26 protein-coding genes are annotated in these 22,926 nt (G+C 59.8%); 5 read left to right on the plus strand and 21 right to left on the minus strand.

Going from position 1 to position 22,926, the window contains the following annotated elements; translation table 11 throughout:
• Positions 1 to 304 precede the first annotated feature (304 nt).
• The 14 genes from Q0Z71_RS11610 to Q0Z71_RS11675 form a co-directional block, all read right to left on the minus strand.
• Positions 305 to 943 (minus strand): CatB-related O-acetyltransferase, encoded by a 639-nt coding sequence (locus Q0Z71_RS11610; protein ID WP_298022675.1) that lies wholly within the window; start codon positions 941 to 943, stop codon positions 305 to 307.
• A 94-nt stretch (positions 944 to 1,037) separates the two neighbouring features.
• Positions 1,038 to 4,532, minus strand: coding sequence for a DNA polymerase III subunit alpha (locus tag Q0Z71_RS11615; RefSeq protein WP_298022678.1), 3,495 nt, complete (start codon positions 4,530 to 4,532; stop codon positions 1,038 to 1,040).
• Positions 4,533 to 4,785: 253 nt separating this feature from the next.
• Complete coding sequence (locus Q0Z71_RS11620) at positions 4,786 to 5,250, minus strand: hypothetical protein (protein WP_298022681.1); 465 nt, start codon at positions 5,248 to 5,250, stop codon at positions 4,786 to 4,788.
• Positions 5,251 to 5,272: 22 nt separating this feature from the next.
• Positions 5,273 to 5,752 carry a hypothetical protein gene (locus Q0Z71_RS11625; RefSeq protein ID WP_298022684.1) on the minus strand — a complete coding sequence of 160 codons (480 nt, stop codon included), beginning with the start codon at positions 5,750 to 5,752 and terminating at the stop codon, positions 5,273 to 5,275.
• 117 nt (positions 5,753 to 5,869) lie between these two features.
• Positions 5,870 to 6,094 (minus strand): hypothetical protein, encoded by a 225-nt coding sequence (locus tag Q0Z71_RS11630; protein WP_298022687.1) that lies wholly within the window; start codon positions 6,092 to 6,094, stop codon positions 5,870 to 5,872.
• A gap of 48 nt (positions 6,095 to 6,142) precedes the next feature.
• Positions 6,143 to 6,592, minus strand: coding sequence for a C-GCAxxG-C-C family protein (locus Q0Z71_RS11635; RefSeq protein ID WP_298022690.1), 450 nt, complete (start codon positions 6,590 to 6,592; stop codon positions 6,143 to 6,145).
• Positions 6,593 to 6,624: 32 nt separating this feature from the next.
• Entirely contained in the window at positions 6,625 to 7,563 is a 939-nt protein-coding gene (gene whiA, locus Q0Z71_RS11640) for a DNA-binding protein WhiA (RefSeq protein ID WP_298022693.1), read from the minus strand.
• A 506-nt stretch (positions 7,564 to 8,069) separates the two neighbouring features.
• Positions 8,070 to 8,291, minus strand: coding sequence for a hypothetical protein (locus tag Q0Z71_RS11645; RefSeq protein ID WP_298022696.1), 222 nt, complete (start codon positions 8,289 to 8,291; stop codon positions 8,070 to 8,072).
• 1 nt (position 8,292) lies between these two features.
• Positions 8,293 to 9,351 (minus strand): gluconeogenesis factor YvcK family protein, encoded by a 1,059-nt coding sequence (locus tag Q0Z71_RS11650; RefSeq protein ID WP_298022699.1) that lies wholly within the window; start codon positions 9,349 to 9,351, stop codon positions 8,293 to 8,295.
• A 15-nt stretch (positions 9,352 to 9,366) separates the two neighbouring features.
• Positions 9,367 to 10,230, minus strand: a complete 864-nt coding sequence (gene rapZ / locus Q0Z71_RS11655; protein WP_298022702.1) for an RNase adapter RapZ — start codon at positions 10,228 to 10,230, stop codon at positions 9,367 to 9,369.
• A gap of 31 nt (positions 10,231 to 10,261) precedes the next feature.
• Positions 10,262 to 11,179 (minus strand): UDP-N-acetylmuramate dehydrogenase, encoded by a 918-nt coding sequence (gene murB / locus Q0Z71_RS11660; protein WP_298022705.1) that lies wholly within the window; start codon positions 11,177 to 11,179, stop codon positions 10,262 to 10,264.
• Positions 11,180 to 11,195: 16 nt separating this feature from the next.
• Positions 11,196 to 12,161 (minus strand): ROK family protein, encoded by a 966-nt coding sequence (locus Q0Z71_RS11665; protein WP_298022709.1) that lies wholly within the window; start codon positions 12,159 to 12,161, stop codon positions 11,196 to 11,198.
• Positions 12,158 to 13,096: an HPr(Ser) kinase/phosphatase gene (gene hprK, locus Q0Z71_RS11670; RefSeq protein ID WP_298022712.1), complete on the minus strand. Its 939-nt coding sequence runs from the start codon at positions 13,094 to 13,096 to the stop codon at positions 12,158 to 12,160. The genes Q0Z71_RS11665 and hprK overlap by 4 nt, the downstream gene beginning before the upstream one ends.
• Before the next feature lie 10 nt (positions 13,097 to 13,106).
• On the minus strand, positions 13,107 to 13,307 hold the full coding sequence (locus Q0Z71_RS11675; RefSeq protein ID WP_298022715.1) for a hypothetical protein: 201 nt from the start codon (positions 13,305 to 13,307) through the stop codon (positions 13,107 to 13,109).
• Between the two features lie 81 nt (positions 13,308 to 13,388).
• Between Q0Z71_RS11675 and rpmB the strand changes: the two genes are divergently transcribed.
• The gene (gene rpmB / locus Q0Z71_RS11680) at positions 13,389 to 13,577 is read left to right on the plus strand and encodes a 50S ribosomal protein L28 (protein WP_298022718.1); all 189 of its coding nucleotides are present in this window, start codon (positions 13,389 to 13,391) and stop codon (positions 13,575 to 13,577) included.
• A gap of 464 nt (positions 13,578 to 14,041) precedes the next feature.
• On the opposite strand, the gene Q0Z71_RS11685 is transcribed toward rpmB, so the two are convergent.
• The 7 genes from Q0Z71_RS11685 to Q0Z71_RS11715 form a co-directional block, all read right to left on the minus strand.
• A complete protein-coding gene (locus tag Q0Z71_RS11685; protein ID WP_298022721.1) occupies positions 14,042 to 15,046 on the minus strand; it encodes an NAD(P)H-dependent glycerol-3-phosphate dehydrogenase in 1,005 nt (334 codons plus the stop codon).
• Between the two features lie 11 nt (positions 15,047 to 15,057).
• Entirely contained in the window at positions 15,058 to 15,720 is a 663-nt protein-coding gene (plsY, locus tag Q0Z71_RS11690; protein ID WP_298022724.1) for a glycerol-3-phosphate 1-O-acyltransferase PlsY, read from the minus strand.
• A 3-nt stretch (positions 15,721 to 15,723) separates the two neighbouring features.
• Positions 15,724 to 17,049, minus strand: a complete 1,326-nt coding sequence (gene der, locus Q0Z71_RS11695) for a ribosome biogenesis GTPase Der (RefSeq protein WP_298022726.1) — start codon at positions 17,047 to 17,049, stop codon at positions 15,724 to 15,726.
• A 129-nt stretch (positions 17,050 to 17,178) separates the two neighbouring features.
• The gene (gene rpmF, locus Q0Z71_RS11700) at positions 17,179 to 17,373 is read right to left on the minus strand and encodes a 50S ribosomal protein L32 (RefSeq protein WP_298022729.1); all 195 of its coding nucleotides are present in this window, start codon (positions 17,371 to 17,373) and stop codon (positions 17,179 to 17,181) included.
• 58 nt (positions 17,374 to 17,431) lie between these two features.
• Entirely contained in the window at positions 17,432 to 17,929 is a 498-nt protein-coding gene (locus tag Q0Z71_RS11705) for a DUF177 domain-containing protein (RefSeq protein ID WP_298022732.1), read from the minus strand.
• 86 nt (positions 17,930 to 18,015) lie between these two features.
• Positions 18,016 to 18,483 (minus strand): hypothetical protein, encoded by a 468-nt coding sequence (locus Q0Z71_RS11710; RefSeq protein ID WP_298022735.1) that lies wholly within the window; start codon positions 18,481 to 18,483, stop codon positions 18,016 to 18,018.
• Complete coding sequence (locus tag Q0Z71_RS11715) at positions 18,480 to 18,779, minus strand: hypothetical protein (protein WP_298022739.1); 300 nt, start codon at positions 18,777 to 18,779, stop codon at positions 18,480 to 18,482. Before Q0Z71_RS11715 ends, Q0Z71_RS11710 begins: the two co-directional genes overlap by 4 nt.
• Positions 18,780 to 18,884: 105 nt before the next feature.
• Between Q0Z71_RS11715 and Q0Z71_RS11720 the strand changes: the two genes are divergently transcribed.
• The 4 genes from Q0Z71_RS11720 to Q0Z71_RS11735 all read left to right on the plus strand — a co-directional run bounded on the left by Q0Z71_RS11720 (position 18,885) and on the right by Q0Z71_RS11735 (position 22,887).
• Complete coding sequence (locus Q0Z71_RS11720; RefSeq protein ID WP_298022742.1) at positions 18,885 to 19,856, plus strand: RluA family pseudouridine synthase; 972 nt, start codon at positions 18,885 to 18,887, stop codon at positions 19,854 to 19,856.
• A gap of 142 nt (positions 19,857 to 19,998) precedes the next feature.
• A complete protein-coding gene (locus tag Q0Z71_RS11725) occupies positions 19,999 to 21,183 on the plus strand; it encodes an ABC transporter ATP-binding protein (RefSeq protein ID WP_298022745.1) in 1,185 nt (394 codons plus the stop codon).
• Positions 21,173 to 22,027 (plus strand): ABC transporter permease, encoded by an 855-nt coding sequence (locus Q0Z71_RS11730; protein WP_298022748.1) that lies wholly within the window; start codon positions 21,173 to 21,175, stop codon positions 22,025 to 22,027. Before Q0Z71_RS11725 ends, Q0Z71_RS11730 begins: the two co-directional genes overlap by 11 nt.
• Positions 22,024 to 22,887 carry an ABC transporter permease gene (locus tag Q0Z71_RS11735; protein WP_298022751.1) on the plus strand — a complete coding sequence of 288 codons (864 nt, stop codon included), beginning with the start codon at positions 22,024 to 22,026 and terminating at the stop codon, positions 22,885 to 22,887. The genes Q0Z71_RS11730 and Q0Z71_RS11735 overlap by 4 nt, the downstream gene beginning before the upstream one ends.
• The last annotated feature ends 39 nt before the right edge of the window (positions 22,888 to 22,926 follow it).

Here is a 22,926-nt window from a genome sequence, read left to right on the forward strand (position 1 = left end):
AATTGGCGATTTTCGTCCGGCCGAAATTGGCTGTTTTCTCCCGGCAGAAAATGGCTAATTTCTCCCGACTCTAACACAGTCTTCTGCGACTCTTCGAGTCTCACGCCCAATTTGGTGTTTCTGTTTACTTTTTTGTTTCTATCTTCACACGTCTACTGTTACTGCATGCGTTTTTCGATTTTTACTCATAGGTAAAACCTTTTTGGAACCACGCGCATAGCACGTGGTTTTCGTTTAACAAGAAGAAGCGCCCCCTGTATCCGGTTGGATACAGGGGGCGCTTGTCATGTTCAAAACGGCGGGTTCATGCCAGAGACCGCAGGGCGGCCAGGTCGCCGGACTGGATGGCCCGGATGCCTGCTGCGATCCTCTCCGTGGGCCAGTCCCACCACCGCAGCTTTAGGAGGGTGTCAATGACCTCCTGGGAAAAGCGCCTGCGGATGGTCCGCGCAGGCACGCCGCCGACGATGGTGTAGGGCGGCACATCCTTTGTGACCACTGCCCGCGCGCCAATGATGGCGCCGTCGCCCACGGTGACGCCCGCCAGGATCACTGCCTCATAGCCGATCCACACATCGTTTCCGATGACGATATCCCCCTTGTTGTCCCACGCCTCCGCGGGACTCATGCCGTGCCCCCAGGCCTCGTAAAACAGCGGAAAGGTGTACGTTGACAGGGAGTTCAGCGTGTGGTTGGCGCTGTTGAACAGGAATTTCGCCCCGCAGGCGATGGAGCAGAATTTCCCAATGACCAGCCTGTCGTGGTTGATGGGATAGTGATAGAGCACGTTGTTTTTCTGAAAATCCCTGGGATCATGAACGAAATCGTTGTAGATCGTAAAGTCGCCGACCTCGATGCTCGGATCATCGATGGCATTTTTCAGATAAATGGTCTGGGTATCCCCCGTTCTCGGATAGATCTTATGACTGTCTGGAACCGTCATTTCAGAGCTCCTCTCTTGAAATTATTTGAAGACGATCCCAGCCAGGACTTGGCAGCGTTTCACCACCACACCCGCTTTCTCTCCTTGGATTTGATCATTTCACCACCACATTGGCCTCGCCCAGCGTCTCCCGCGCCTCCTCCAGCAGGGCTTTGTGCAGCAGGACATTGCTGCCGTAGACCTTCCGGGTGTCCGCCATGACCATCTTCACCGGCGTGGTGCCGGGGAACATGGCAAAGACCAGCTTCATGTGGCGGACCGCCGGGTCCCCGATGCTGGGGAATTTCAAAAACAGCGTGTTCCCCTCCGCGATCTTCTCCCCTCTGGGCCGGGCGGGTCCCTCGGCGGGGATGCCGCCATCCACTGTGGACAGCGGATAGGCGGAGTCGCACATGATCTGGGGGGCCTTCTCGTCCCGGACGGACAGCCGCCCCTTTACCACCACCGCCTGGTTCTCCTTCAGATAGGCGCCGCAGGTGTCCAATACTCTGGAAAAACACAGCAGTTCCATGGAGGCCGTATCGTCCTCCACCATCACATAGGCCATCAGGCTGTTGTTCTTGGTGGTCTTGGTCTTGCTGGAGGTGATCACACCGGCGATGGTGACGCGCTGGCCGTCAGCGAAGCGGGTGGGGCCGCTCTCCTGGGCAAAGTCCTCCAAAATGGACCCAATGGTGGGAGCGTTCAGCTTTTTCACCGTGTTCCGGTAGGCGTCCATGGGATGGCCGGAGAGGTAAAGCCCGGTGGTCTCCTTCTCCATGTTCATCAATTCCTGGGCGCTGTACTCCCGGATATCCGGCAGCGGTATCTCCTTTACAGGCACTGTGCCGCCATTGATGCCGGCGGCCATGGAGAAAAAGTCCATCTGGCCGTCCAGATTCTGCCGCTGCTGGACGGCGGCGGAGTCCATGACCTTCTCGTAGACCCGGATCAGTTGAGAGCGCCGTGCGCCAAAGCTGTCGAAAGCGCCGGAGCGGATGAGGTTCTCCACCGCCCGTTTGTTCATCTCACTGCCGGTCATCCGGCTGCAGAAGTCATTCAGGGAGGCGAAGGGCGCGTTTTCCCGCTCCCGCATCACAGCCTGGATAAAGCCCCGTCCGATATTTTTGATGGCCACCAGGCCGAACCGGATCCCCTCCTCCTCCACTGTAAAGCGGTCGGCGGAGCGGTTGATGTCCGGCGGCAGCAGCTTGATGCCGCAGTCCTTGCACTCGTTGATATACCCCGCCACTTTGTCGGAGTTGTCCAAAACGCTGGTCAGCAGGGCCGCCATATACTCCTTGGTATAGTGGCATTTGAAGTAGGCGGTCTGGTAGGCCACCACGGCGTAGGCCACGGCGTGAGCCTTGTTGAAGGCGTACTCCGCGAAGGCGTCGATCTCCTCATAGATGCCCTTGGCAGTCTCCTCGGGAACGCCGTTGGCGACACAGCCGGCAATCTTGCGCTCCGGGTCGCCGTAGATGAAGAACTGGCGCTCCCGCTCGATCTGCGCCCGCTTCTTCTTGCTCATGGCCCGTCGCACCATGTCCGCCTGGCCCAGGGAATAGCCCGCCAGCCGCTGGAAGATCTGAATGACCTGCTCCTGATAGACGATACAGCCGTAGGTGATGGACAGGATCGGCTCCAGGGACGGGTGGCGATATCGGATCTGCCTGGGGTCGTGCTTGCAGGCGATGAACCGGGGGATGGAGTCCATGGGGCCGGGACGGTACAGGGCGATGATCGCGGTGATATCCTCGATATTCTGGGGCTTCAGGCCCACACACACGCCGGTCATGCCGGAGGACTCCATCTGAAACACACCGGAGGTCTGGCCCCGGGAGATCATCTCGAAGGTCTCCTTATCGTCCTCCGGGATGTCCGCCAGCCGGAAATCCGGCTGATACGCCTGCACCATCTTCACCGCGTCATCCAGCACCGTCAAGTTGCGCAGGCCCAGGAAGTCCATCTTCAAAAGGCCCAGCTCCTCCAGTGTCGTCATGACATACTGGCAGACCACGGCCTCGTCGTTTTTCGCCAGGGGCACGTATTCGTAGACCGGCCGCTTGGTGATGACCACACCAGCGGCATGGGTGGAGGCGTGGCGGGGCATGCCCTCCAGCGCCCTGGCGGTGTCGATGAGCTTGCGGACCTGCTCGTCGCTGTCATAGGAATCACGGAGGGGCTTGGAGAGCCGCAGAGCGTCGTCCAGGGTGATGTGCAGGGTGTTCGGCACCTGCTTGGCAATGACGTCCACCTCGGCATAGGGGATGTTCATGACCCGCCCCACATCCCGGATGACGCCCCTGGCCGCCATGGTGCCGAAGGTCACAATCTGGGCCACATGGTCGTCGCCGTACTTCCGGCGGACATAATCCACCACCTCGCCCCGGCGGGTATCGCCGAAGTCCATGTCAATATCCGGCATGCTCACCCGCTCCGGATTCAGGAAGCGCTCAAAGTACAGGTTGTACTGCATGGGGTCGATATCGGTGATCTCCAAGCAGTAGCTGACGATGGAACCCGCCGCGCTGCCGCGCCCCGGTCCCACCGGGATGTCTACGCTCTTGGCGTAGCGCACAAAGTCGGAGACGATGAGGAAATAGTCCGTAAAGCCCATCTTCTCGATCATGTCCAGCTCGTATTGAAGCTGGCCGCGATACTGATCATCCCCGCCATAGCGGGCCTGATACCCCTCATCGCACAGCTTTTTCAGATAGGCGGCGCTGTCATAGCCGGGAGGCAGCTGGAATTCCGGCAGGTGGTACTTGCCGAAGGTGAATTCCAAATTGCACATGTCCGCGATCTTCGCCGTGTTCTCAAAGGCGCCCGCGCAGTCCCCGAACAGCTCCGCCATCTCTGCCTCGCTGCGGAGATAAAAATTCCTTGGCTCATAGCGCATCCGGTTCTCATCGTCGATGGTCTTACCGGTCTGGATGCACAGCAGCACATCGTGGGCCTCGGCGTCCTCCTTGCGGAGGTAGTGAGCGTCGTTGGTGCACACCAGGGGGATTCCCGTCTCCTCGTGGATGCGCAGCAAGTGCCGGTTCACAACGGCCTGTTCCCGGATGCCGTGGTCCTGCAATTCCAGGTAGAAGTGGTCCGGCCCGAAGATCTCCTGCATTTGCAGGGCGTATTCCTTCGCGTTTTCATACTCCCCGTTCCGCAGCATCCGGGGGATCTCCCCCGCCAGACACGCAGACAGGGCGATGAGGCCTCTGCTGTGCTCCTTCAGCAGGGCCAGGTCGATGCGGGGCTTGATGTAAAAGCCCTCCGTCCAGGCCATGGACACCATGTAGGAGAGGTTGCGGTAGCCCTCCTCGTTCTCGCACAGCAGCACCAGGTGGCGGCTCTCGGCGTCGAACTCGTGGACCTTGTCAAAGCGGGAACGGCCCCTGGGGGTCACATACACCTCGCAGCCGATGATCGGCTTGACGCCCTCTTGTTTGCAGGCCCGGTAGAAGTCGATGACGCCGTACATCACGCCGTGGTCCGTGATGGCGCAGGCGCTCTGTCCCATGGACTTCACCACCTTGGGCAGGTCCTTGATGCGGCATGCGCCGTCCAGCAGGCTGTATTCCGTATGAACATGTAAATGGACGAAGGACATGGGCTATTCCTCAACTTCCTCAAAATTCTCCCGCAAAAAGCGTAAAATATCTTTGGCTCCATCATGGGAATCAATTGTCATGATATAGTCAATTAACTTGAAAAATCGCTTGCGATTTTTCAAGCGGGCTATGCCCGCTGCGCGCAAAGTGCGCAGTAATTGACTATAAAATCTAAATCAAGGCCGCATCCCGCGGCCTGTCACAGCGCACATGCGCTGTGACACTTGAAAAGTGGTGTTACCACTTTTCAAGTTATTTGATTATGGCGTGGATGAAGTGGCGCAGATACAGCACCGTTGCGGCAGCCGCCACCACCACCGTCTCCACAGTGTGGGGTGACAGAAACCAACTGTACACGCCAAGGAGCGGAAAGACCGCAAACAGCAGCTTTCCCGCAGGATGGATACGGAACCGCCCGGACAGGACGCTTCCGCCTCGACCGTCTGAGCGGACCTCTCCGCAAAAGGGATCGTTCCACTGCCAGTCCGTCCTCAGTCCCCTGGTCCAGCCCACACCATTGCCCTTCGGCACCCAGCCGTCCGCCGCGGCATAACGGTGCACGGTCGTTCGTCTCACCGCAAAACGCCTGTTTTTCCATTTGGTCCTGATATAGACCTCCGTATTTTCCAGCTGGTCATAAAACCGGACCTCTCCCGGCAAAATGCCGGGAATGCGTGCCGGCGGCAGCGGGCTGTAAAAGATATACCTCTTTCCCATATGGCACTCTCCCCTGGCAAATTCACGCCTTCTTTTTCAGCAAGTCATTTTCAATAAACGCGATGGTCTCCTCCTGCTGGCGGCGTCCGAATTCCGGGGCCAGCTTTGTCCATAAAAACCAGCCCAGACCGCCCCACAGAAGAACGCAGACCGGCAGCACCGTCAAAGCAAATGCGCTCGCCCCGGCAAAGGCCAGTCCCATCAGGAATGCCGCCGCCATCGCGCCCAGCAGAAAATTCCGCATGGCCCTGGTCGGCTGAAAACCGCCGGAGATATAGCAGCCCTGTTCCGACTCCGTCAAGGTCCCCACAAAGGGCAGTTGGGGGCGGACCTGCCGCATCCCGCCGGTCTTGAGGAGATAAAACCGTCCATCCGGCAGGAGCTTTGCAAAAACCTGGTGCTCCTCATACATCCACCCGATCCTCATTGGCCGTGCCCGCACCAGCAGGCGGGCCCTGACCTGCTCCGGAGTCAGTTCGCTGTACCACTCATATCGTCTCATCGCAATGTACTTTCCATCCAGCGCTCCTCTCACGGTCTCATGACCTGACAGATCACAGCTTTTCACCGCAGTTGGGGCAGTATCTGGGGAGTTTACTGGGTATGCGGCCTCCAAGCATCAGGATTCTCCGCAGGAAGGACATTTGACGTACAAAAAGCCGCAGACCAGCCCCGCCGTCATGCTGGTGACACCCAGAATGGCCAATACGCCCGGGAGCACCACGGAATCTGCCGTGCCGCTGACTGCAATACTCAGGATCAACAGCACAAATCCGCTCCAAAACAAAAGATTTGTGACCCGCAGGGCCTGATGACAGTCCGGTTTCTTTTTCATATTTTTCATATCTACCGCACCTGATCTCTCAAAACAGCTTTCTCCGCGGCATAGCGCTCACGCCTGCTTTTCCCGCTCCGCCAGCATCTCCTCCACGATCTCCACGGCGGTGGTGATCATAATATCACAGTGGCCCGTCAGGCCCATGGCCTTGGCGGCGGGGGTGGTGTCGTCGGGGACGAATTTGTTTTTCAGCAGCTCCTGGCAGCGCAGGGCGCCGAATTTTCCGGAAAAGCGTTTTTGAAGCTCCTTGGACAGCGCCACCGTCCGCTTCTTGCTCCCAACAGGGTCTGCCGCGTCCACCGGGGTCAGCAGTCCCAGTGTCATGACGGCGCCGGTGATGGCGCCGCACAGCTCGCCCGTGCCCGCGCCGGAGCCAAAGCCGCCGCCGATGTCAAAGCTGGCCTGCTCAGTGAGGCCCGTCAGGTCGGTAAAGGCCGCCAGAACGCTCTGGCAGCAGTTGAAGCCCTTCTTGTGCATCTCATGTGCTTTTTCGTAACGATTCATCAGAATATCTCCTTTTATCATGTGATTTTATTTTACAGGTCTTTTGCCAGTTCCATAATTTTGCGAAGCCGGTGGTTCAAACAGGATTTGGTCACCGGCGGGTCAAACTCCTCCGCCAGCTCACTGAGGGTCAGCTCCGGGTTTTCCAGGCGGAGGGCCGCCGTCAATTGCAGCTTGTCCGGCAGCTGCTCCAGAAGCCCCGCCGTCCGAAGCCTGCGGATGGCCTCCATCTGCTCCTGGGCCGCCTCCACCGCCTTGTCCAAATTGGCGCTGTCGCAGTTGAGACGGCGGTTCACACTGTTGCGCAGGTCCTTTTCCAGCTTGGCGGACATGATCTTCATAGCCGCCACCGGCGCGCCGATCAGGGTGAGAAAATCCTCGATCTGGTCGCTCTGCTTAAAATAGGTCACAAAGCTGCTGTTGCGGGCGACGCTCTTGGGCGGATAGCCGCACTCCCGCAGCAGCACCTCCAGCTCCCGGCTGGCCTGGAGGTGGAAGGTGGTCAGCTCCAGGTGATACCGCTTCATCGGGTCCGTGATGCTGCCGCCCGCGAAGAAGATGCCCCGCAGAAACGACGCCCGGCAGCACTCCTCCTCCAGCATGCCGAAGTTGACGTGCAGCACCAGATGCTGTCTGGGGTCGTAGCCCAGCAGATTGATGATGTGATCCAGCTTTTTGCGGTCTGTGATCTGAAACACCATCTTTCCAGGCGGCTCCCCGGCGGACCCGCCGGGGGCGGTCCCATTGGGCCGGGGCGGCTCCGGCTGACGGTCGAACTGCAGATTGAACGCCCGCTTGAACAGCTTGGGGAGACGGGCGGCAAAATTGGGGTTCTCCGTGACGATGCGGACCTCCGTAGAGCTGAAGGTGTTGCAGTACAGCAGGATGCCGTATGCCTCCGCCCGGGCGCAGCACAGCTTCTGCACCGGGAGCCTGCACAATTCGTTTTTCGTATCAAAGGAAAAGGACATCCCTCAACCTCCATCTTTCGCCGCCAGCCATTGCGCTTTGATTGCATCATATTCCGGGTCTTTATCGCCGGATGCATAAGCTCCAATAACTCAGCCGGTTCCAGTCTCATAATATAGTCAGCGCAGTTGAAAAAGAGCTTATGCTCTTTTTCAACTGGCGGACCATTGGTCCGCCAGCGCGCAAGGCGCGCGTGCGTTTCCTATGAAGTCAGGCACATAAGGCCGCATATGCGGTCTGCAACGCTGCATAGCAGCGCTGCATTGAAAAGAATCCAAAGGATTCTTTTCAACTGTGCCGACTATAAAAACATGCGCCCGCGCTGGACGCCGCATATACCTGACTTGCAGCATCATAGGTCCCATAGGAGGAGGCATAGGATTCATAGCCGCTGCCCAAAACAGGAGTCTGGGATAAAATCGACAGGGCGTTCCCCTCCCTGTCATAGGCAAAGAGAGAAATTTTCCCCGGATCATCGGGACTTGGGCTGCATTCGATATAGAACGTCTCATCCTCTTCGCCGGACAGCGGGCCTTTCCTTCCTCGCGTCAAAACACGCCTTGATGCCCTCCACACGGGGGATCATGCCGTCCTCAACAGGGTCCCGCAAATGGTAGGTCTCATCAAAGGGATCACTTTCTTCCGCATCTTCCTCCTGTGCCTCAAGGTCCGCGCCGCAGGCGGATAGGAGCAGGAACGCCAGCAGAAGCCATATCCATTTTTTCCGCATTTTATGGGACCTCTTTCTTCTCCACCCGGTATGTGTCGGCTTTATAATCTCCGGCAATGCGGACGCTCCGCTCCGCATGGAGCAGGATCAGCTCCCGGGCCAGATGGTCGGGATGGTGGCGGACATAACCGTCCTCCACCGTGGCGACGGGGCGGCTCACCACCTCCACGCCTAGGGCATTGCACAGCTCTGTGTCCGCCAGCAGGGGCTCCGCCCCCTCCTCCGCATACCGGGTCACCACGCTCTTGGGGATGGGCGAGGAGTTTGCCAGGCACAGGTCAAACAGTCCCTGGGCAGAGTGGTGGAACAGCGCCGCGATGTGATCCGAGACGGTGTAGCCCTCCGTCTCCCCCTCCTGGGTCATCACGTTGCAGACATAGATCTTCAGGGCACTGGACGCCTGGATGGCCTCCACGATGCCGTCCACCAGCAAATTGGGGATGATGCTGGTGTACAGGCTCCCCGGCCCCAGCACGATCATGTCCGCCTCCCGGATGGCCGCCAGCGCCTCGGGCAGCGCCTTGGGGTATTCGGGGAGCAGGCGCACCCGCTTGATGCGGCAGTCCTCCTTCTTCTTGCAGTAGAAGATCTTGGACTCCCCCACCACCGTGGCGCCGTTTTCAAATTCCGCCTCCAGCCGCACATCCGCCGTGGTCACCGGCAGGACCCGGCCTGTGATCGCCAGGACCTGGCTCATGCGGCTCACTGCCTCGTCAAAGGTCCGGGAGACGCCGTTCAGCGCCGCCAGGAATAGATTGCCGAAGCTCTGCCCTGCCAGGGAGCCCTCCGTGAAGCGGTAGTCGATCAGCTCTTTCATCAGCGGCTCGGTGTTGGCCAGCGCCGTCAGGCAGTTGCGGATGTCCCCAGGCGGGGGCATCCCCAGGTCCTGGCGCAGCATCCCGGAGCCGCCGCCGTCGTCCGCCACCGTGACGATGGCGGAAATATTTTCCGTATATGTTTTCAGTCCGCGCAGCATGGTGGACAGGCCGTGCCCGCCGCCGATAACAGCCACCTTGGGGCCTTTGTCCCTGGGCAGACGATAATAGGATGTAGGTTCCATGAAGCTCCTTTCCCGTCAGCCGCCGCGGTTCATGTCCCGGTGGTTCTCCGTCACCGGATAGCCCTGCTGGCGGATGAACTCCGCCAGGGCGTGGGTCACCGCCACGGAGCGGTGATGGCCTCCCGTGCATCCCACGGCAATGACCAGACCGGTCTTTCCCTCCTCCGCGTACAGGGGCAGGGAAAAGGCCAGCAGGTCCTTCAGCCGTTTCAGATAGTCCTGGGTCTGCTGGAAGCTGAATACATAGTCCGACACCGCCTGGTCCAGGCCCGTCTGGTGCCGCAGCTCCTCGATATAGAAGGGATTCGGCATGAACCGCACGTCAAACACCAGGTCCGCCTCCAGGGGCAGGCCGTATTTAAACCCGAAGGACGTGACGTTGACCGACATGCCCCCCCTCTCCTCCGCGTCGCCAAACAGGCGCAGAAGCTCTCCCCGCAGCTGGGCCGTGGACAGGCGGGTGGTGTCGATCACAAAGTCCGCCCGGTCCCGCACCGGCTGCATCATCTCCCGCTCCTGCCGGACCGCCGCTTCCAAAGAATCCGTGCCGGCCCGCAGGGGATGCCGCCGCCGGGTCTCCTTGTAGCGCTTGATGATGCTCTCGGGAGACGCCTCCAAAAACAGCATCCGGCACACGCCCTCCATGGCCTTCAGCTTATCCAGCACCTCAAACAGCTCCGTAAAGGAGCTGGCGGTCCGCACGTCGTACACCAGGGCCACCCGGTCATAGCGCCCGTTGCCGCCGGCGCAGAACTCCGCAAATTTTAAAATCATGGCGGCGGGCATGTTGTCCACGATATAAAAGCCCATATCCTCCAAAAAGGAGGCCGTCTTGCTCTTTCCGCCGCCGGAGAGGCCGGAGATGATCAAAATTTCCATATGCTTCGCCTTCTTCCCTGATGGTTTTCTCTCACCGAATGATCTTGACTTCCGGTTCCAGCCGCACGCCGGTCTTGTCATAGACCCGCGCCTGGACCTGGGCGATCAGCGCCGTCACGTCGGCGCAGGTGGCACCGCCTTTGTTGATGACAAAGCCCGCATGCTTTTCGCTGACCTGGGCACCGCCCACCGTCAGGCCCTTCAAGCCGCACTGGTCAATGAGCGTTCCGGCAAAATGCCCGGCGGGCCGCTTGAAGGTGCTGCCCGCGCTGGGCCATTCAAGGGGCTGGCTGGCCTTGCGGCGGGCCATCAGCTCCTGCATTTTTTCCCGGATGGCTGCCGGGTCTCCCGGCGCCAGCCGCACCGCGGCCCGCAGGACCACGCCCTCCGGCCGGTCCGTCAGCAGGCTGCAGCGGTAACCGAAGGCCATCTCCTCCCCGGTCAGGGTCTTGACGCCCTCGTCGGGAAACAGCACCGTCACCGCCTGGATGACCTGCTTCATCTCCCCGCCGTAGGCTCCGGCGTTCATGCATACCGCGCCGCCCAGAGTGCCGGGGATGCCGTGGGCGAATTCCAGGCCTGTCAGTCCCTGCTTGCAGGCAAAGTCCGCCAGCCGGGCCAGGGACACGCCGGCCTCCGCTGTGACAGTGCCGTTCTCTTCCCCCTGGATGCCGTGCATGGCCGCGGAGAGATCGACGACCAGCCGGTCCAGGCCCTCGTCGGCAGCCAGCAGGTTCGTGCCGTTGCCGATGACCAGGGTCTCTGCGCCGCATTCCTCCGCAAAGCCCATCAGCAGGACCAGCTGTTCGCCGTTTTGGGGAAAAGCCATCCGCCGGGCCGGGCCGCCGATGCGGAAGGAGGTGTGGCGGCTCATAGGCTCATCCGCCGTGACCTTCAAGTCAGGCAGATAGGCGGCGATCCGTTTGTCCAGTTCTGTATACCAGTCCATAAAAGGGCCTCCCATTTCAAATCACAGTTCCAAGCAGGGCCGCGCCGATAATCCCGGCGTCGTTCCCAAGCTCCGCCCGCAGGATGCGGGGCAGTTTATTGGCGTGGCGGGGATAGCACTCCGCCTCCACCAGACGCCGCAGTGGGTCCATCAGCAGCGCGTCCGGCGCTCCGGCCACGCCGCCGCCCACCGCCAGCACCTCCGGCTGCAAAATATTCACCAGATTGGTGACGCCGGTGGCAAGATAGCCCACATAGTTCCGGCAGACCTCCTTCGCCGCGGCGTCGCCCCGCTCCGCCGCCAGAAAGGCCGTCCGGCCCTCCACGCCGCCAAGCTCTTCGGCCACCGCGTGCAGCAGGCTTTCCGGATGGGCCGCCATGGCCGCCTGGGTCTGCCGTGCCAGGGCCGTGGCGGAGGCATAGGCCTCCCAGCACCCCCGGCGCCCGCAGTTGCAGGGCAGGCCGTCCCGCTGGATCACCATATGGCCCACCTCACCCACCATGCCGCCTCCGGCGTAGAGCCTGCCGTTGAGGATGAAGCCGCCGCCCACGCCGGTGCCCAGGGTGATGATGATAAAATTCCGCGTCCCCCGACCCGCGCCACAGGCCCACTCCCCAACGGCGGCGCAGTCCGCGTCGTTGCCCAGCAGCACCGGCAGGTCCAGACGCCGCCGGAACAAGTCGCTGAGGGGCACGTCACGCATGGGGATGTTGCAGGTGTAGAGGATCTTTCCCCCCTCCACCGCGCCGGGGATGCCCATGCCCACATACGCGATGTCCTCCGGTGCCGCGCCGCCCTTGCGCAGAACGGCCTTCGCCAGCTCCGCCAGCGTCTCCGCAAAAGGCTCCGGCCCCTGGAACGTCCCCAGGGGCCTCCGCTCCACCGCCAGGATGGAGCCCTTTTCGTCCACAAGACCGGCCTTCAGGTTGGTGCCGCCCACGTCGATGCCGATATACACGGTGCCGCGCCTCCGTTTCGTCACTTTTTATTGCTTCCCGCATCCGCCCGCAGGTCCACCCGCCGGGCCAGCTCCTGGGCGGCGTTATAGCCGAATTTCCGGTGGCGGTTGTTCATGGCCGCCACCTCTACGATGCTGGCCAGGTTCCGCCCGGGCCGCACGGGGATGGTCACGATGGGCACCTGGATATCCAGAAGCTCCGTAAAATGGTCCTCGATGCCCAGGCGGTCATAGAATTTCGTCTGGTCCCACTGCTCGAAGTGGACCACCAGGTCCAGCTGGGATTCCACCTTGATGGCCCGCATGCCGAACAGCTGCCGCACATCGATGACGCCGATGCCCCGCAGCTCGATGTAATGCCGGATGACCTCCGGCGCGGTGCCGATCAGCTGGTTGGAGATGCGGCGGATCTCCACCGCGTCGTCCGCCACCAGGCGGTGGCCCCGCATGATCAGCTCGATGGCCGCCTCACTCTTGCCCACGCCGGAGTCGCCGGTGATCATGACGCCCTCGCCGTAGATGTCCAGCAGGACGCCGTGGCGGGTGATGCAGGGGGCCAGGATACGGTTCAGATAGCCGATGGTGTGGCTGGTGAACTCCACCGTGGTCTCCCCTGTGCGCAGGATGGTCTTTTCGTGCTCCCTGGCGCTCTCCAGGCACTCCGGGAAGCAGTCCAGGCCCCGGCAGATCACCAGCGCCGGGATGTCGTAGAGGAACAGGTCATCAAAGCACTTGCGGCGCTGGCTCTCTGTCAGGCCCTTCAGGTAGGTGGCCTCCGCCTTGCCGATGACCTGCAAACGGCGGGGGTCGAAATAGTCGTAAAAGTCGTGGAACTGGAGACCGGGACGGTTCACGTCCGTGATGGTCAGCACAGCCGTGTTGTAATCGCTGCCCTTGTTCAGCACCTCCAGGTCAAACAGCGCGACAAATGCCGTGATCTTCAAACCGTTTTCGTACATGGAACATCTCTCACTTTCCGGCGCGGAGGAACCTCCCGCGCCCGTCCTGCCCAGCCCCGCGAACGCCCGGCTGGGCGGTCAAAAAATCATTGGTTGAAAAGTTATCTTTATTATATATGAAATCCCCTGATTCCGCAACACTTTCACCATATCCAGCCCCGCCGAAAATCATGTAAAATTTCTTTGATTTTTTTGAAATTTCTTCTTGCATTTTCAGAATATTTCTGTTATTATATCAGCTGTGCCTATGAATGACGGCATGGAAGTACGCAACAGCAAGGAGGTGCAACGGATGGCAAAGTGCGAGTTCTGCGACAAGGGCGTTACCTTCGGCATTCAGGTCTCCCACTCTCACCGGCGTTCCAATCGTCCCTGGAAGCCCAATGTGAAGCGTGTGAAGGCGATCGTCAATGGTACCCCCCGCCATGTGTATGTTTGTACCCGGTGTATGCGTTCCGGTAAGGTCACCAGAGCGGTCTGATCGTGCAAACAAGATCCCGGACTTCGGTCCGGGATTTTCTTTTATGGTTCCTCCCCATTCTCCTCTATATTCCCTAGCCTCATATAATTTATCTGTTAGAGAGTCAGGACCACCCGTATAACGGGTGGCCTGCACTCGCCCCTATAAGGGGCTTTTACTGGCAAAGCCTAAAGGCTTTCGAATTTTATTTCTACTGCATCTGTGCCCTGCTGCCGATTTTTATCGGCGGTGGGGTGCAGTCTTTTTCGTCTCTCCGAGACTTTTTCTTGCTTGGGTTCTTTTCATTTAGTTCCAATGTCTATATTCGTGCTTGTACTCAACCTGGTTGCTTTCTTTGGTCTCTTTTCTTCTCATTTTTCTCCGCATAGGCTTAGCCTTTTTAGAACCACGGGCTTAGCCCGTGGTTTTCATTTATACAACAAAAAGGCTCCAAGGTCTCAAGACCTTGGAGCCTTTTTCCATCTTCACATCCAGGCGGTCTCCAGCAGCTCGTCCTTCTTGGCCCGGGTCATCAGCTCCGTGACCACGCCCCGGACGTCCTTGCCGTTGTACAGCACCTCGTAGGCACAGCGGCAGATGGGCATCTCCACATGCTCCCGCTCCGCCAGCTGGTGGATGCTCTCGGCGGCGTAGTAGCCCTCCACCACGGCGCCCACCTCTCTCATGGCCTCCTCCACCGTCTTTCCCTGTCCGATGAGGATGCCCGCCCGGTTGTTCCGGGAGTGCATGGAGGTGCAGGTGACGATGAGGTCGCCCATACCGGCCAGACCGCCGAAGGTCCGGCGGGTGCCGCCCAGCTGCTCGCCCAGACGGGTCAGCTCCGCCATGGCCCGGGTCATCAGCAAGGCCTTGGTATTATCCTGGAAGCCCAGGCCGCTGCAAATGCCGCAGCTGAGGGCCACCACGTTTTTCAGCGCCGCCGCCAGCTCCACACCGATGATGTCATAGCTGGTATAGATCCGGAAGTAGTCGTTCATGAAGGCGTCCTGCACGAAGCAGGCCGCCGTCCGGTCCGGGCAGGCGGACACACAGCCGGTGGGAAGCCTGCGGCTCACCTCCTCCGCATGAGAAGGACCGGAAAGGGCAACCACTTTACAGATATTCTCCGTTGCCTCCTGCAAGACCTGGCTCATGCGCAGATTGGTATCCCGCTCGATGCCCTTGGAGACCGTCACCAAAATGCTGTCCCGCCGCAGGTACGGCGCCGCCCTCTTCCCCGTCTCCCGGACGGCAAAGGACGGCGCGGCGCTGACCACCAGCTCCGCCCCCTCCAGGCAGGCAATGTCCCCCGTGATATGCAGGCCGTCCGGCAGGCGGACGCCCTTCAGCAGGGGATTTTCCCGGGTCCGGGCCATCTCCTCCGCCTTGGCGGAGTTGTGGGACCACAGGGTCACGTCATGTCCGTTGTCACAGAGGACCATGGCCAGGGCCGTGCCCCAGCCGCCGCTGCCCAATACCACTGCTTTCATGGCCGTTCCTCCTATTTCTTATGATGGAAGCTGAATTTGTTCTCCGTGCCGCTCAACAGCCGCTTGATGTTGGCCCGGTGCTGCCACACCACCAGCCCGCCGCAGGCGAAGGCCAGGACCACGATGATGGGGTCTGGATAGCAGTACCAGGAAATAAAGGGGAAACTGGCCCCGGCCCACAGGGAACCCAGGGACACATACCGGGTCAGGATGGTCAAGAGCAGGAACCCGCCCCAGACCACCAGCGCGATACGCCAGTCGATCATGATGGCGATGGTGCCGCCGGAGAGGATGCCCTTACCGCCCTTGAAATGAAACATACAGGGGAACATGTGGCCCAGCAGGCAGAACAGGCCCGCCCAGTATTTTCCCAGCACATACGACCAGCCGAAAAGCCACTGGCCCAGCAAAAGTGCCAGGACCGCCTTTAAGACATCCGCCAATATGACCACCGCGGTCAATGGCCCGCCAAAGGTGCGGTAAAAATTGGTGAGACCTGCGTTGCCGCTGCCATGGTTCCGCACATCGTCCCGCAGGATATACTTGGAGACGATGACCGCGCCGTTAAAGCAGCCCAGGAAATAGGATGCCGCAGCAGTGATCGCCGCCGCCAGCACCATCTGGCCCACGGAGGGCATCGCATAGATATATCCGCCGCTCAAAAGCATCGCCATCGCTCACGCCTCCTTATCGCCCTTCTGCCGGACAGACAGAACAACAGGGGTGCCCTCCAGGCCAAAGGTGCTGCGGATACAGTTTTCCAGATACCGGCGGTAGGAGAAGTGGAACAGCCGCGCGTCGTTGCAGAAGGCCACAAAATGGGGCGGCTTCACGCCCACCTGGGTCATATAGTAAATTTTCAGCCGCCGGCCCTTGTCCGTGGGAGGCTGCACCCGGGTCTGGGCATCCTCCAGGATGCTGTTCAGCATGCCGGTGGTGATGCGGACACTGGCCTGGTTGGCGACGTAGTCGATCATCTCAAACAGCTTTTCCACCCGCTGGCCGGTCTTGGCGGAGATGAACAGGATGGGCGCGTAGGTCATGAAGGCCAGGTCCTGCCGGACCTTCTCCCGCATGTGGTCCATGGTCTTGCCGTCCTTCTCCACCAGGTCCCACTTGTTGATGACGATGATGCTGGCCTTGCCCGCCTCATGGGCCAGTCCGGCCACCTTGGTGTCCTGCTCCGTGACACCCTCGGTGGCGTCGATCATGATGAGGCACACGTCGCTGCGCTCAATGGCCATGGTGGCCCGGAGGACGCTGTACCGCTCGATGTCCTCCTCCACCTTGGATTTTTTGCGGATGCCGGCGGTGTCGATGAACACGAACTTGCCCTGCTCGTTTTCAAAGCGGGAGTCGATGGCGTCCCGGGTGGTGCCCGCCACGTCGGAGACGATGACCCGGTTCTCCCCCAGGATCTTGTTTACCAGGGAGGATTTGCCCGCGTTTGGCTTGCCGATGACCGCCACCTTGATGGCGTCGTCCTCCTCTTCCTCTTCCTCCTCCGGCGGGAAATACCGGACGCAGGCGTCCAGCAGGTCGCCGGTGCCGTGGCCGTGGACGGCGGAGACGGCGATGGGGTCTCCCAGGCCCAGGTTGTAGAACTCGTAGAAATCCGGATCCACCGCGCCGGTGGAGTCCATCTTGTTCACCGCCAGCACGATGGGCTTGCCGCTGCGCAGCAGCATGCCCGCCACCTCCTGGTCGGAGGCGGTGAGGCCGGTCTTGATATCCGTCAGGAAAATGATGACGTTGGCGTTCTCAATGGCAATCTGGGCCTGATCCCGCATGAACTCCAGGATCAGGTTGTCCGTCCGGGGCTCGATGCCGCCGGTGTCGATCAGGGTGAAGGGGCGGCCGTTCCAGTCCGTCTCCCCGTAAATGCGGTCCCGGGTAACGCCGGGCGTATCCTCCACAATTGAAAGCCGCCTGCCGATCAGCTTGTTGAACAGCATGGACTTGCCCACGTTGGGCCGGCCCACGATAGCAACGATGGGTTTCATCGGCTCTCACATCCTTTCTCTTTCTTCTCATAAAAATACAATTATATTATACCCGTCCGCGGGCGGGATAGCAAGTTAAAAAGCAAGGAGGGAAGAATCTCTTCCCTCCTTAGCAAGCATGCAGAATCCTTATTTCGCGACGACGGACTTGACAACCTTGACCTCGCGGCCGTTGTAAGTACCGCACTCCTGGCACATTCTGTGAGGCAGGTGCAGCGCACCGCATTTCGGGCATGCGACGAGACTGGGGGCCGCCAGCTTCCAAGTGGAGCTGCGCCGCTTATCGCGTCTTGCTTTGGATACTTTTCCCTTAGGTACTGCCATTGTGACACCTCCTTGATCATTCAAAGGCCCGGGAGTGTGGCCCGTCCTTATTATTACTTTATTTGTTCTCCAAAAGTTTGGCAAGGACGGCCAGCCGCGGGTCCGTCTCCTTTTTGCAGGAGCAGGGGCCGAGGTTCAGGTCGGCGCCGCAGCGGGGACACAGTCCTTTACAATCTTCAGAACACAGGGTTTTGGTGTCCATTCCGAGAATGAACGCGGTGCGGGCCAGATCGCCCACATCCACCTTGCCGTCCTCCAGCAGGACGATCTCGTCGTTGTCCTCATTCTGGAGTTCTTCCGCCAGCATACAGCTGTAAACGATCTCCTTTTCCTGGGAAAAGGCCTTGCCGCAACGGTCGCAGACCGCGTCCAGCGTGGTCCTGGCCGTCAGCGTCAGGTCCAGCAGGTCGGCGGTGTTGCGGACCTCTCCCCGGACCTCCACGGGACGGCTGACCGGATACCGGCCGGCGAACTCCACATCGGAAAGGTCCAATGCAAACTGGAATTCCAGACGTTTGCCGGGGGTATGCAGGATGGATTTTACGTCAAAAAGCATAAGCTACCTCGCAATGACACGATTAGTATTATAAGGGATGGCTCCCCTGTTGTCAAACAATTTTTTCAAATTTCCGCCAGTTTTTTTCAGCGGTCGTTTTCCGGGTCCAGGTGCTTGTTGGCCAGGTCGATGCCCAGGATGGAATTTCGGAACCCGCCCGCGAGCCGGTCATAGGACACGATAAAATAGGGGTCCTTGGGCCACCGGGCCTCCCAGCAGTCCCGCAGGACCTCCACGAACCGGGGGCAGTCCGTGCCCTCCATGCCCAGCAGCATGGGAGAGAGATAGTCCACCATCATCTGCTTCTCATTGACCTTCACGGCGGCCCGGTTCCAGATGCGCTGGCGCTTCCAGCCCTCCGCCAGCCCGTCCAGGAGCTCTTCCGCCAGGGCCTGAAGGGCCGCCTCATCCCCGCCTGTCCCCAGGACCGCCTCCCCGTAGGCCGGGGCAAAACGCGCCTTGTATTCCGGAAACGCCTTGGGATAGCCCCGCCGGGTAAAGCGGTCCAGCCAGGTCCTGCCGGTCTGGATGGCCGCCAGCAGCTCACTGTTCATGCGTCCTCCCCGCCTTTCCCGCCGTTTTCCGGCAGCTCCTCCGGCTCGTCGCTCCAGGTGGTGGGGTCGTCAATGTGGTCCTTGCCGAACTTGTATGCCCTCCACTCCCGAAGGATCAGCGCGCCGCCCACGGCAAGGAACACCAGGCCGCCGCCGATGCCGATGGCCGGCGTTTCGGAGGTTCCATTGAATACGCCGATGAACAGCTGGGCCGCCAGGTACAGCAGGTATCCGCCCGCCAGCACCCAGATATAATTCACCTTGCCGGTCTGTCTCTTATTCGGACGCTCTCTCATGTGCAGTGTCTCCCCATCCAATCAAAAAATTCCAGCCGGACTTTACAAGCGCCCGGCAAACGGGTATGATAACGAAAACGACGATTCTTTCACAGGAGGCCCACCATGCGGGAATTCACCATTGGAAAAAATGACGCCGGGCAGCGCCTGGACCGCTTCGTGTCCAAGAACCTGCCCCTGCTGCCCCCTGCCCTGCTGCAAAAGTATATCCGCCTCAAGCGCATCAAGGTCAACGGCAAGGGCTCCAAGCGGGACGCCCGCCTCTGCGCCGGGGATGTCCTACAATTATATATCAACGACGAGTTCTTTGACAAGCCCAATGAGGAAAATCTCTTCCTGACGGTCTTCAAGCCCCAGCTGAACATCGTCTATGAGGACGAGAACCTGCTGCTGGTGGACAAACGCCCCGGCCTAGTGGTCCACGCTGATGAGACGGAGAAGGTCAACACCCTCATCAACCACATCCAGGCGTACCTGTACCAGAAAAAGGAGTGGAACCCCAGGTGGGAGAACGCCTTTGCCCCGGCCCTGTGCAACCGCATCGACCGGAACACCGGCGGCATCGTCATCGCCGCCAAGAACGCGGAGACCCTGCGCATCATCAACGAGAAGATCAAAGCCCATGAGTTGGAAAAATCCTACCTCTGCATCACCGTGGGCCGCCCCCGGCCCGCGGAGGGCAGGATCGAGGGCTTTTTGCTGAAGGACGAGGCAAAAAAGCAGGTCTCCTTCTACCGCAGGCCCGTCCCCGGCGGAAAAACCGCCGTCACCCTTTATAAAACCCTGGAAAACCGGGGAGAATTGTCCCTGGTGGAGTGCCGCCTGCTCACCGGACGGACCCACCAGATCCGCGTCTCCATGGCGGAGATCGGATGCCCCCTGCTGGGGGACGGAAAATACGGAAACGGTGCCGTGAACAAGCGCTATCACGAGACCCGCCAGGCCCTGTATTCCTACAAGCTGCACTTTTCTCTCCCCACCGACGCGGGGATGCTGAACTACCTGCGAGGCAAGGCGTTCACCGTGGTGGACGTGCCCTTTCGGGACCGGTACTTCCCCCCCGAAAAAAATACCTGATAAATATAGGTAATTCCCTTGACTTTTGGGGGTACTTCCTATATAGTTCAAAGTGCTGAATTTCGACGAGAAAGGTTCCCCCTCAACAGAGAAAAGAGGCGTATCGTTCAAGCAGAATTACGATTGAAATGGGGGAGGATACATGTCCAAAGAGTTGATTCGCCTGCGTGACCTGTGCATGGCGTACGACAATGAACCTGTATTGAACAACATCAACCTGTACATCAACGACAAAGAATTCCTCACATTGCTCGGACCCAGCGGGTGCGGTAAGACCACCACGCTGCGGATTATCGGCGGCTTCGTGACTCCCACGTCCGGAGACGTCCTGTTCGACGGTGTGAGGATTAATGACGTTCCGCCCTATCGAAGGCAGATCAACACCGTATTCCAGAAGTACGCGCTGTTCCCGCACCTGAACGTGTTCGAGAACATCGCCTTCGGACTGCGGATGCAGAGGCGCCCCGATCCCAGCGATCCCACCGGAAAGAAACAGGTGAAGATCCCCGAGGAGGAGATCCGGGAGCGGGTCATGGAGATGCTGGAGGTCATCAATCTGAAAGGCTTTGAGCACCGCAAGCCCGACGCCCTCTCCGGCGGCCAGCAGCAGCGGGTGGCCATCGCCCGGGCGCTGGTGAACCGGCCCAAGGTGCTTCTGCTGGACGAACCTCTGGGCGCGCTGGATCTGAAGCTCCGCAAGGACATGCAGATCGAGCTGAAGCGCATCCAGCAGCAGGTGGGCATTACGTTTATATATGTGACCCACGACCAGGAGGAGGCCCTCACCATGTCCGACACCATCGTGGTCATGGACAAGGGCTCCATCCAGCAGATCGGCACCCCCGAGGACATCTACAACGAGCCGAAAAACGCCTTTGTGGCGGATTTCATCGGTGAGTCCAACATCATCGACGGCGTCATGGTCCGGGACAGGGTGGTCAAAATGTACGGGCGGGAGTTCCCCTGCCTGGACGGCGGCTTTGCCGAAAACGAGCCGGTGGACGTGGTCATCCGGCCCGAGGACATCGACATCGTGCCCGTGGAGCAGGGCCAACTGACCGGCACCGTCACCAACGTGACCTTCAAGGGCATGCAGTATGACATCATCGTGGACTTCCGCGGCTTCAAGTGGCTGATCCAGACCACGGACCACTCCCCCGTCGGCGCCCGCATCGGCATCAAGATCGACCCCGACGGCATCCACGTGATGAAAAAGAGTTCCTACTCCGGTATGTTCGGCGACTACTCCTCCTTCTCCGAGGAGTATGACGAACTGGACGATGCCAGCCTCGCGCTGGATGAGGAGGAGAGCGAGGATGAAGAATAAGCTCTCTCATTTTGCCATCCCCTACGTGGTCTGGATGGCCCTGTTCGTGGTGGCCCCCATCATCATGGTGGTGGTGTACGCCTTCTCCGCTGCCGAGGGCGGCTTCACGCTGGCGAATTTCGCCAGGATGGGCACCTATACCGTGGTGTTCACCCGTTCCTTCAAGCTCGCCATCATCGCCACACTGGTCTGTCTGCTGATCGGATACCCGGTCTCCTATATGATGAGCAAGGAAGGTCCCCGGTTCCAGCGCATCGCCATGGTTTTGATCATGCTGCCCATGTGGATGAACTTCCTGCTGCGCACCTATTCCTGGATGTCCATTCTGGAGAACAACGGTCTTTTGAACCAGCTGTTCCAAAAGATCGGCCTGATCGCCCTGTATAACAGCATCTTCGGTACGGACATCCAGTTTTTCCGCATGATGAACACCCAGGGCGCCGTGGTGCTGGGCATGGTGTATAACTACCTGCCCTTTATGATCCTGCCCATCTATTCGGTCATCGTCAAGCTGGACAATTCCCTCATTGAGGCGGCCCGGGACCTGGGGGCCGATACGTTCAACGTGTTCCGGCGGGTGATCCTGCCGCTGTCCCTGCCCGGTGTCCTGTCCGGCATCACCATGGTGTTCGTCCCGTCGGTATCCACCTTCGCCATCAGCAAAATGCTGGGCGGAGGTACGGAGATGATGCTGGGCGACCTGATCGAGCAGCAGTTCCTCGGCGGCGCCTACAACCCCCAGCTCGGCGCGGCCATCTCCCTGGTGATGATGATCATTGTGGTGGTGTGTATGGTGGTCATGAACCGCTTCGGCGAGGGTGAAGAACAGGCGGTGATGCTATGAAAAAGAACACCTCCCTGCTCAACCGCATATTCATGGCACTGGTGTTTGTCTTTCTGTACGCGCCGATCATTTTGCTGATCATCTTTTCCTTCAACGCCGGCAGCAGCAACACCGTGTGGAAGGGCTTCTCTCTGGCCTGGTATACAAAGCTTTTCCACAACCGGATCATCATGCAGAGCGTGTATACCACCCTGCTGGTGTCCCTGTTGGCAACGGTCGCCGCCACGGTGGCCGGCACCTTTGCCGCCATCGGCTTCTATGCCATGCGGCGCCGGGTCCGGGAACCGCTGATGACCGTTAACAACATCCCCATGATGAACGCCGATATCGTCACCGGCGTCAGCCTGTGCCTGTTTTTTGTGGCGCTGTTCAACGGCTGGCACAACTTTGCCGTCTGGTTCAACAACGCCCAGCGCACCTTCATCCTGGTGGAAAACCTGCATATGGGGTTCGGTACTCTGCTGATCGCCCATATCGTGTTCAACATCCCCTATGTGATCCTCTCCGTCGGCCCCAAGCTGCGGCAGATGGATAAAAACCTGGTAGACGCCGCCATGGACCTGGGCTGCACCTGGATGCAGGCTTTCTGGAAGGTCATCCTGCCGGAGATCAAGCCCGGCATCGTCTCCGGCGCGCTGACAGCCTTTACCATGAGTATCGATGACTTTGTGATCAGCTATTTCACAGCGGGTTCGTCCTCTTCCACCCTGGCCATGACCATTTACGGCATGACCAAAAAGCGGGTCAGCCCAGAGATCAACGCCATCTCCACACTGCTGTTCGTGACGGTGCTGGCGCTGCTGGCCATCGTCAATATCCGGGAGGCCCGGCAGGAGCGGCGCGCGCTACAGCGCGTCTGATCGGTCCCATGGCCCTCCGGGGCCTTGTGATAAAAATTC

This window comes from uncultured Dysosmobacter sp. (assembly GCF_947631635.1).
Classification (GTDB): domain Bacteria; phylum Bacillota; class Clostridia; order Oscillospirales; family Oscillospiraceae; genus Oscillibacter.

Bases quoted from the DNA above. Each gene is read 5' to 3' on its own strand.
- Q0Z71_RS11610 (WP_298022675.1), bottom strand. From the start codon at position 943: ATGACGGTTCCAGACAGTCATAAGATCTATCCGAGAACGGGGGATACC.
- Q0Z71_RS11615 (WP_298022678.1), bottom strand. From the start codon at position 4,532: ATGTCCTTCGTCCATTTACATGTTCATACGGAATACAGCCTGCTGGAC.
- Q0Z71_RS11620 (WP_298022681.1), bottom strand. From the start codon at position 5,250: ATGGGAAAGAGGTATATCTTTTACAGCCCGCTGCCGCCGGCACGCATT.
- Q0Z71_RS11625 (WP_298022684.1), bottom strand. From the start codon at position 5,752: ATGAGACGATATGAGTGGTACAGCGAACTGACTCCGGAGCAGGTCAGG.
- Q0Z71_RS11630 (WP_298022687.1), bottom strand. From the start codon at position 6,094: ATGAAAAATATGAAAAAGAAACCGGACTGTCATCAGGCCCTGCGGGTC.
- Q0Z71_RS11635 (WP_298022690.1), bottom strand. From the start codon at position 6,592: ATGAATCGTTACGAAAAAGCACATGAGATGCACAAGAAGGGCTTCAAC.
- whiA (WP_298022693.1), bottom strand. From the start codon at position 7,563: ATGTCCTTTTCCTTTGATACGAAAAACGAATTGTGCAGGCTCCCGGTG.
- Q0Z71_RS11645 (WP_298022696.1), bottom strand. From the start codon at position 8,291: ATGCGGAAAAAATGGATATGGCTTCTGCTGGCGTTCCTGCTCCTATCC.
- Q0Z71_RS11650 (WP_298022699.1), bottom strand. From the start codon at position 9,351: ATGGAACCTACATCCTATTATCGTCTGCCCAGGGACAAAGGCCCCAAG.
- rapZ (WP_298022702.1), bottom strand. From the start codon at position 10,230: ATGGAAATTTTGATCATCTCCGGCCTCTCCGGCGGCGGAAAGAGCAAG.
- murB (WP_298022705.1), bottom strand. From the start codon at position 11,179: ATGGACTGGTATACAGAACTGGACAAACGGATCGCCGCCTATCTGCCT.
- hprK (WP_298022712.1), bottom strand. From the start codon at position 13,096: ATGTACGAAAACGGTTTGAAGATCACGGCATTTGTCGCGCTGTTTGAC.
- Q0Z71_RS11675 (WP_298022715.1), bottom strand. From the start codon at position 13,307: ATGCAAGAAGAAATTTCAAAAAAATCAAAGAAATTTTACATGATTTTC.
- rpmB (WP_298022718.1), top strand. From the start codon at position 13,389: ATGGCAAAGTGCGAGTTCTGCGACAAGGGCGTTACCTTCGGCATTCAG.
- Q0Z71_RS11685 (WP_298022721.1), bottom strand. From the start codon at position 15,046: ATGAAAGCAGTGGTATTGGGCAGCGGCGGCTGGGGCACGGCCCTGGCC.
- plsY (WP_298022724.1), bottom strand. From the start codon at position 15,720: ATGGCGATGCTTTTGAGCGGCGGATATATCTATGCGATGCCCTCCGTG.
- der (WP_298022726.1), bottom strand. From the start codon at position 17,049: ATGAAACCCATCGTTGCTATCGTGGGCCGGCCCAACGTGGGCAAGTCC.
- rpmF (WP_298022729.1), bottom strand. From the start codon at position 17,373: ATGGCAGTACCTAAGGGAAAAGTATCCAAAGCAAGACGCGATAAGCGG.
- Q0Z71_RS11705 (WP_298022732.1), bottom strand. From the start codon at position 17,929: ATGCTTTTTGACGTAAAATCCATCCTGCATACCCCCGGCAAACGTCTG.
- Q0Z71_RS11710 (WP_298022735.1), bottom strand. From the start codon at position 18,483: ATGAACAGTGAGCTGCTGGCGGCCATCCAGACCGGCAGGACCTGGCTG.
- Q0Z71_RS11715 (WP_298022739.1), bottom strand. From the start codon at position 18,779: ATGAGAGAGCGTCCGAATAAGAGACAGACCGGCAAGGTGAATTATATC.
- Q0Z71_RS11720 (WP_298022742.1), top strand. From the start codon at position 18,885: ATGCGGGAATTCACCATTGGAAAAAATGACGCCGGGCAGCGCCTGGAC.
- Q0Z71_RS11725 (WP_298022745.1), top strand. From the start codon at position 19,999: ATGTCCAAAGAGTTGATTCGCCTGCGTGACCTGTGCATGGCGTACGAC.
- Q0Z71_RS11730 (WP_298022748.1), top strand. From the start codon at position 21,173: ATGAAGAATAAGCTCTCTCATTTTGCCATCCCCTACGTGGTCTGGATG.
- Q0Z71_RS11735 (WP_298022751.1), top strand. From the start codon at position 22,024: ATGAAAAAGAACACCTCCCTGCTCAACCGCATATTCATGGCACTGGTG.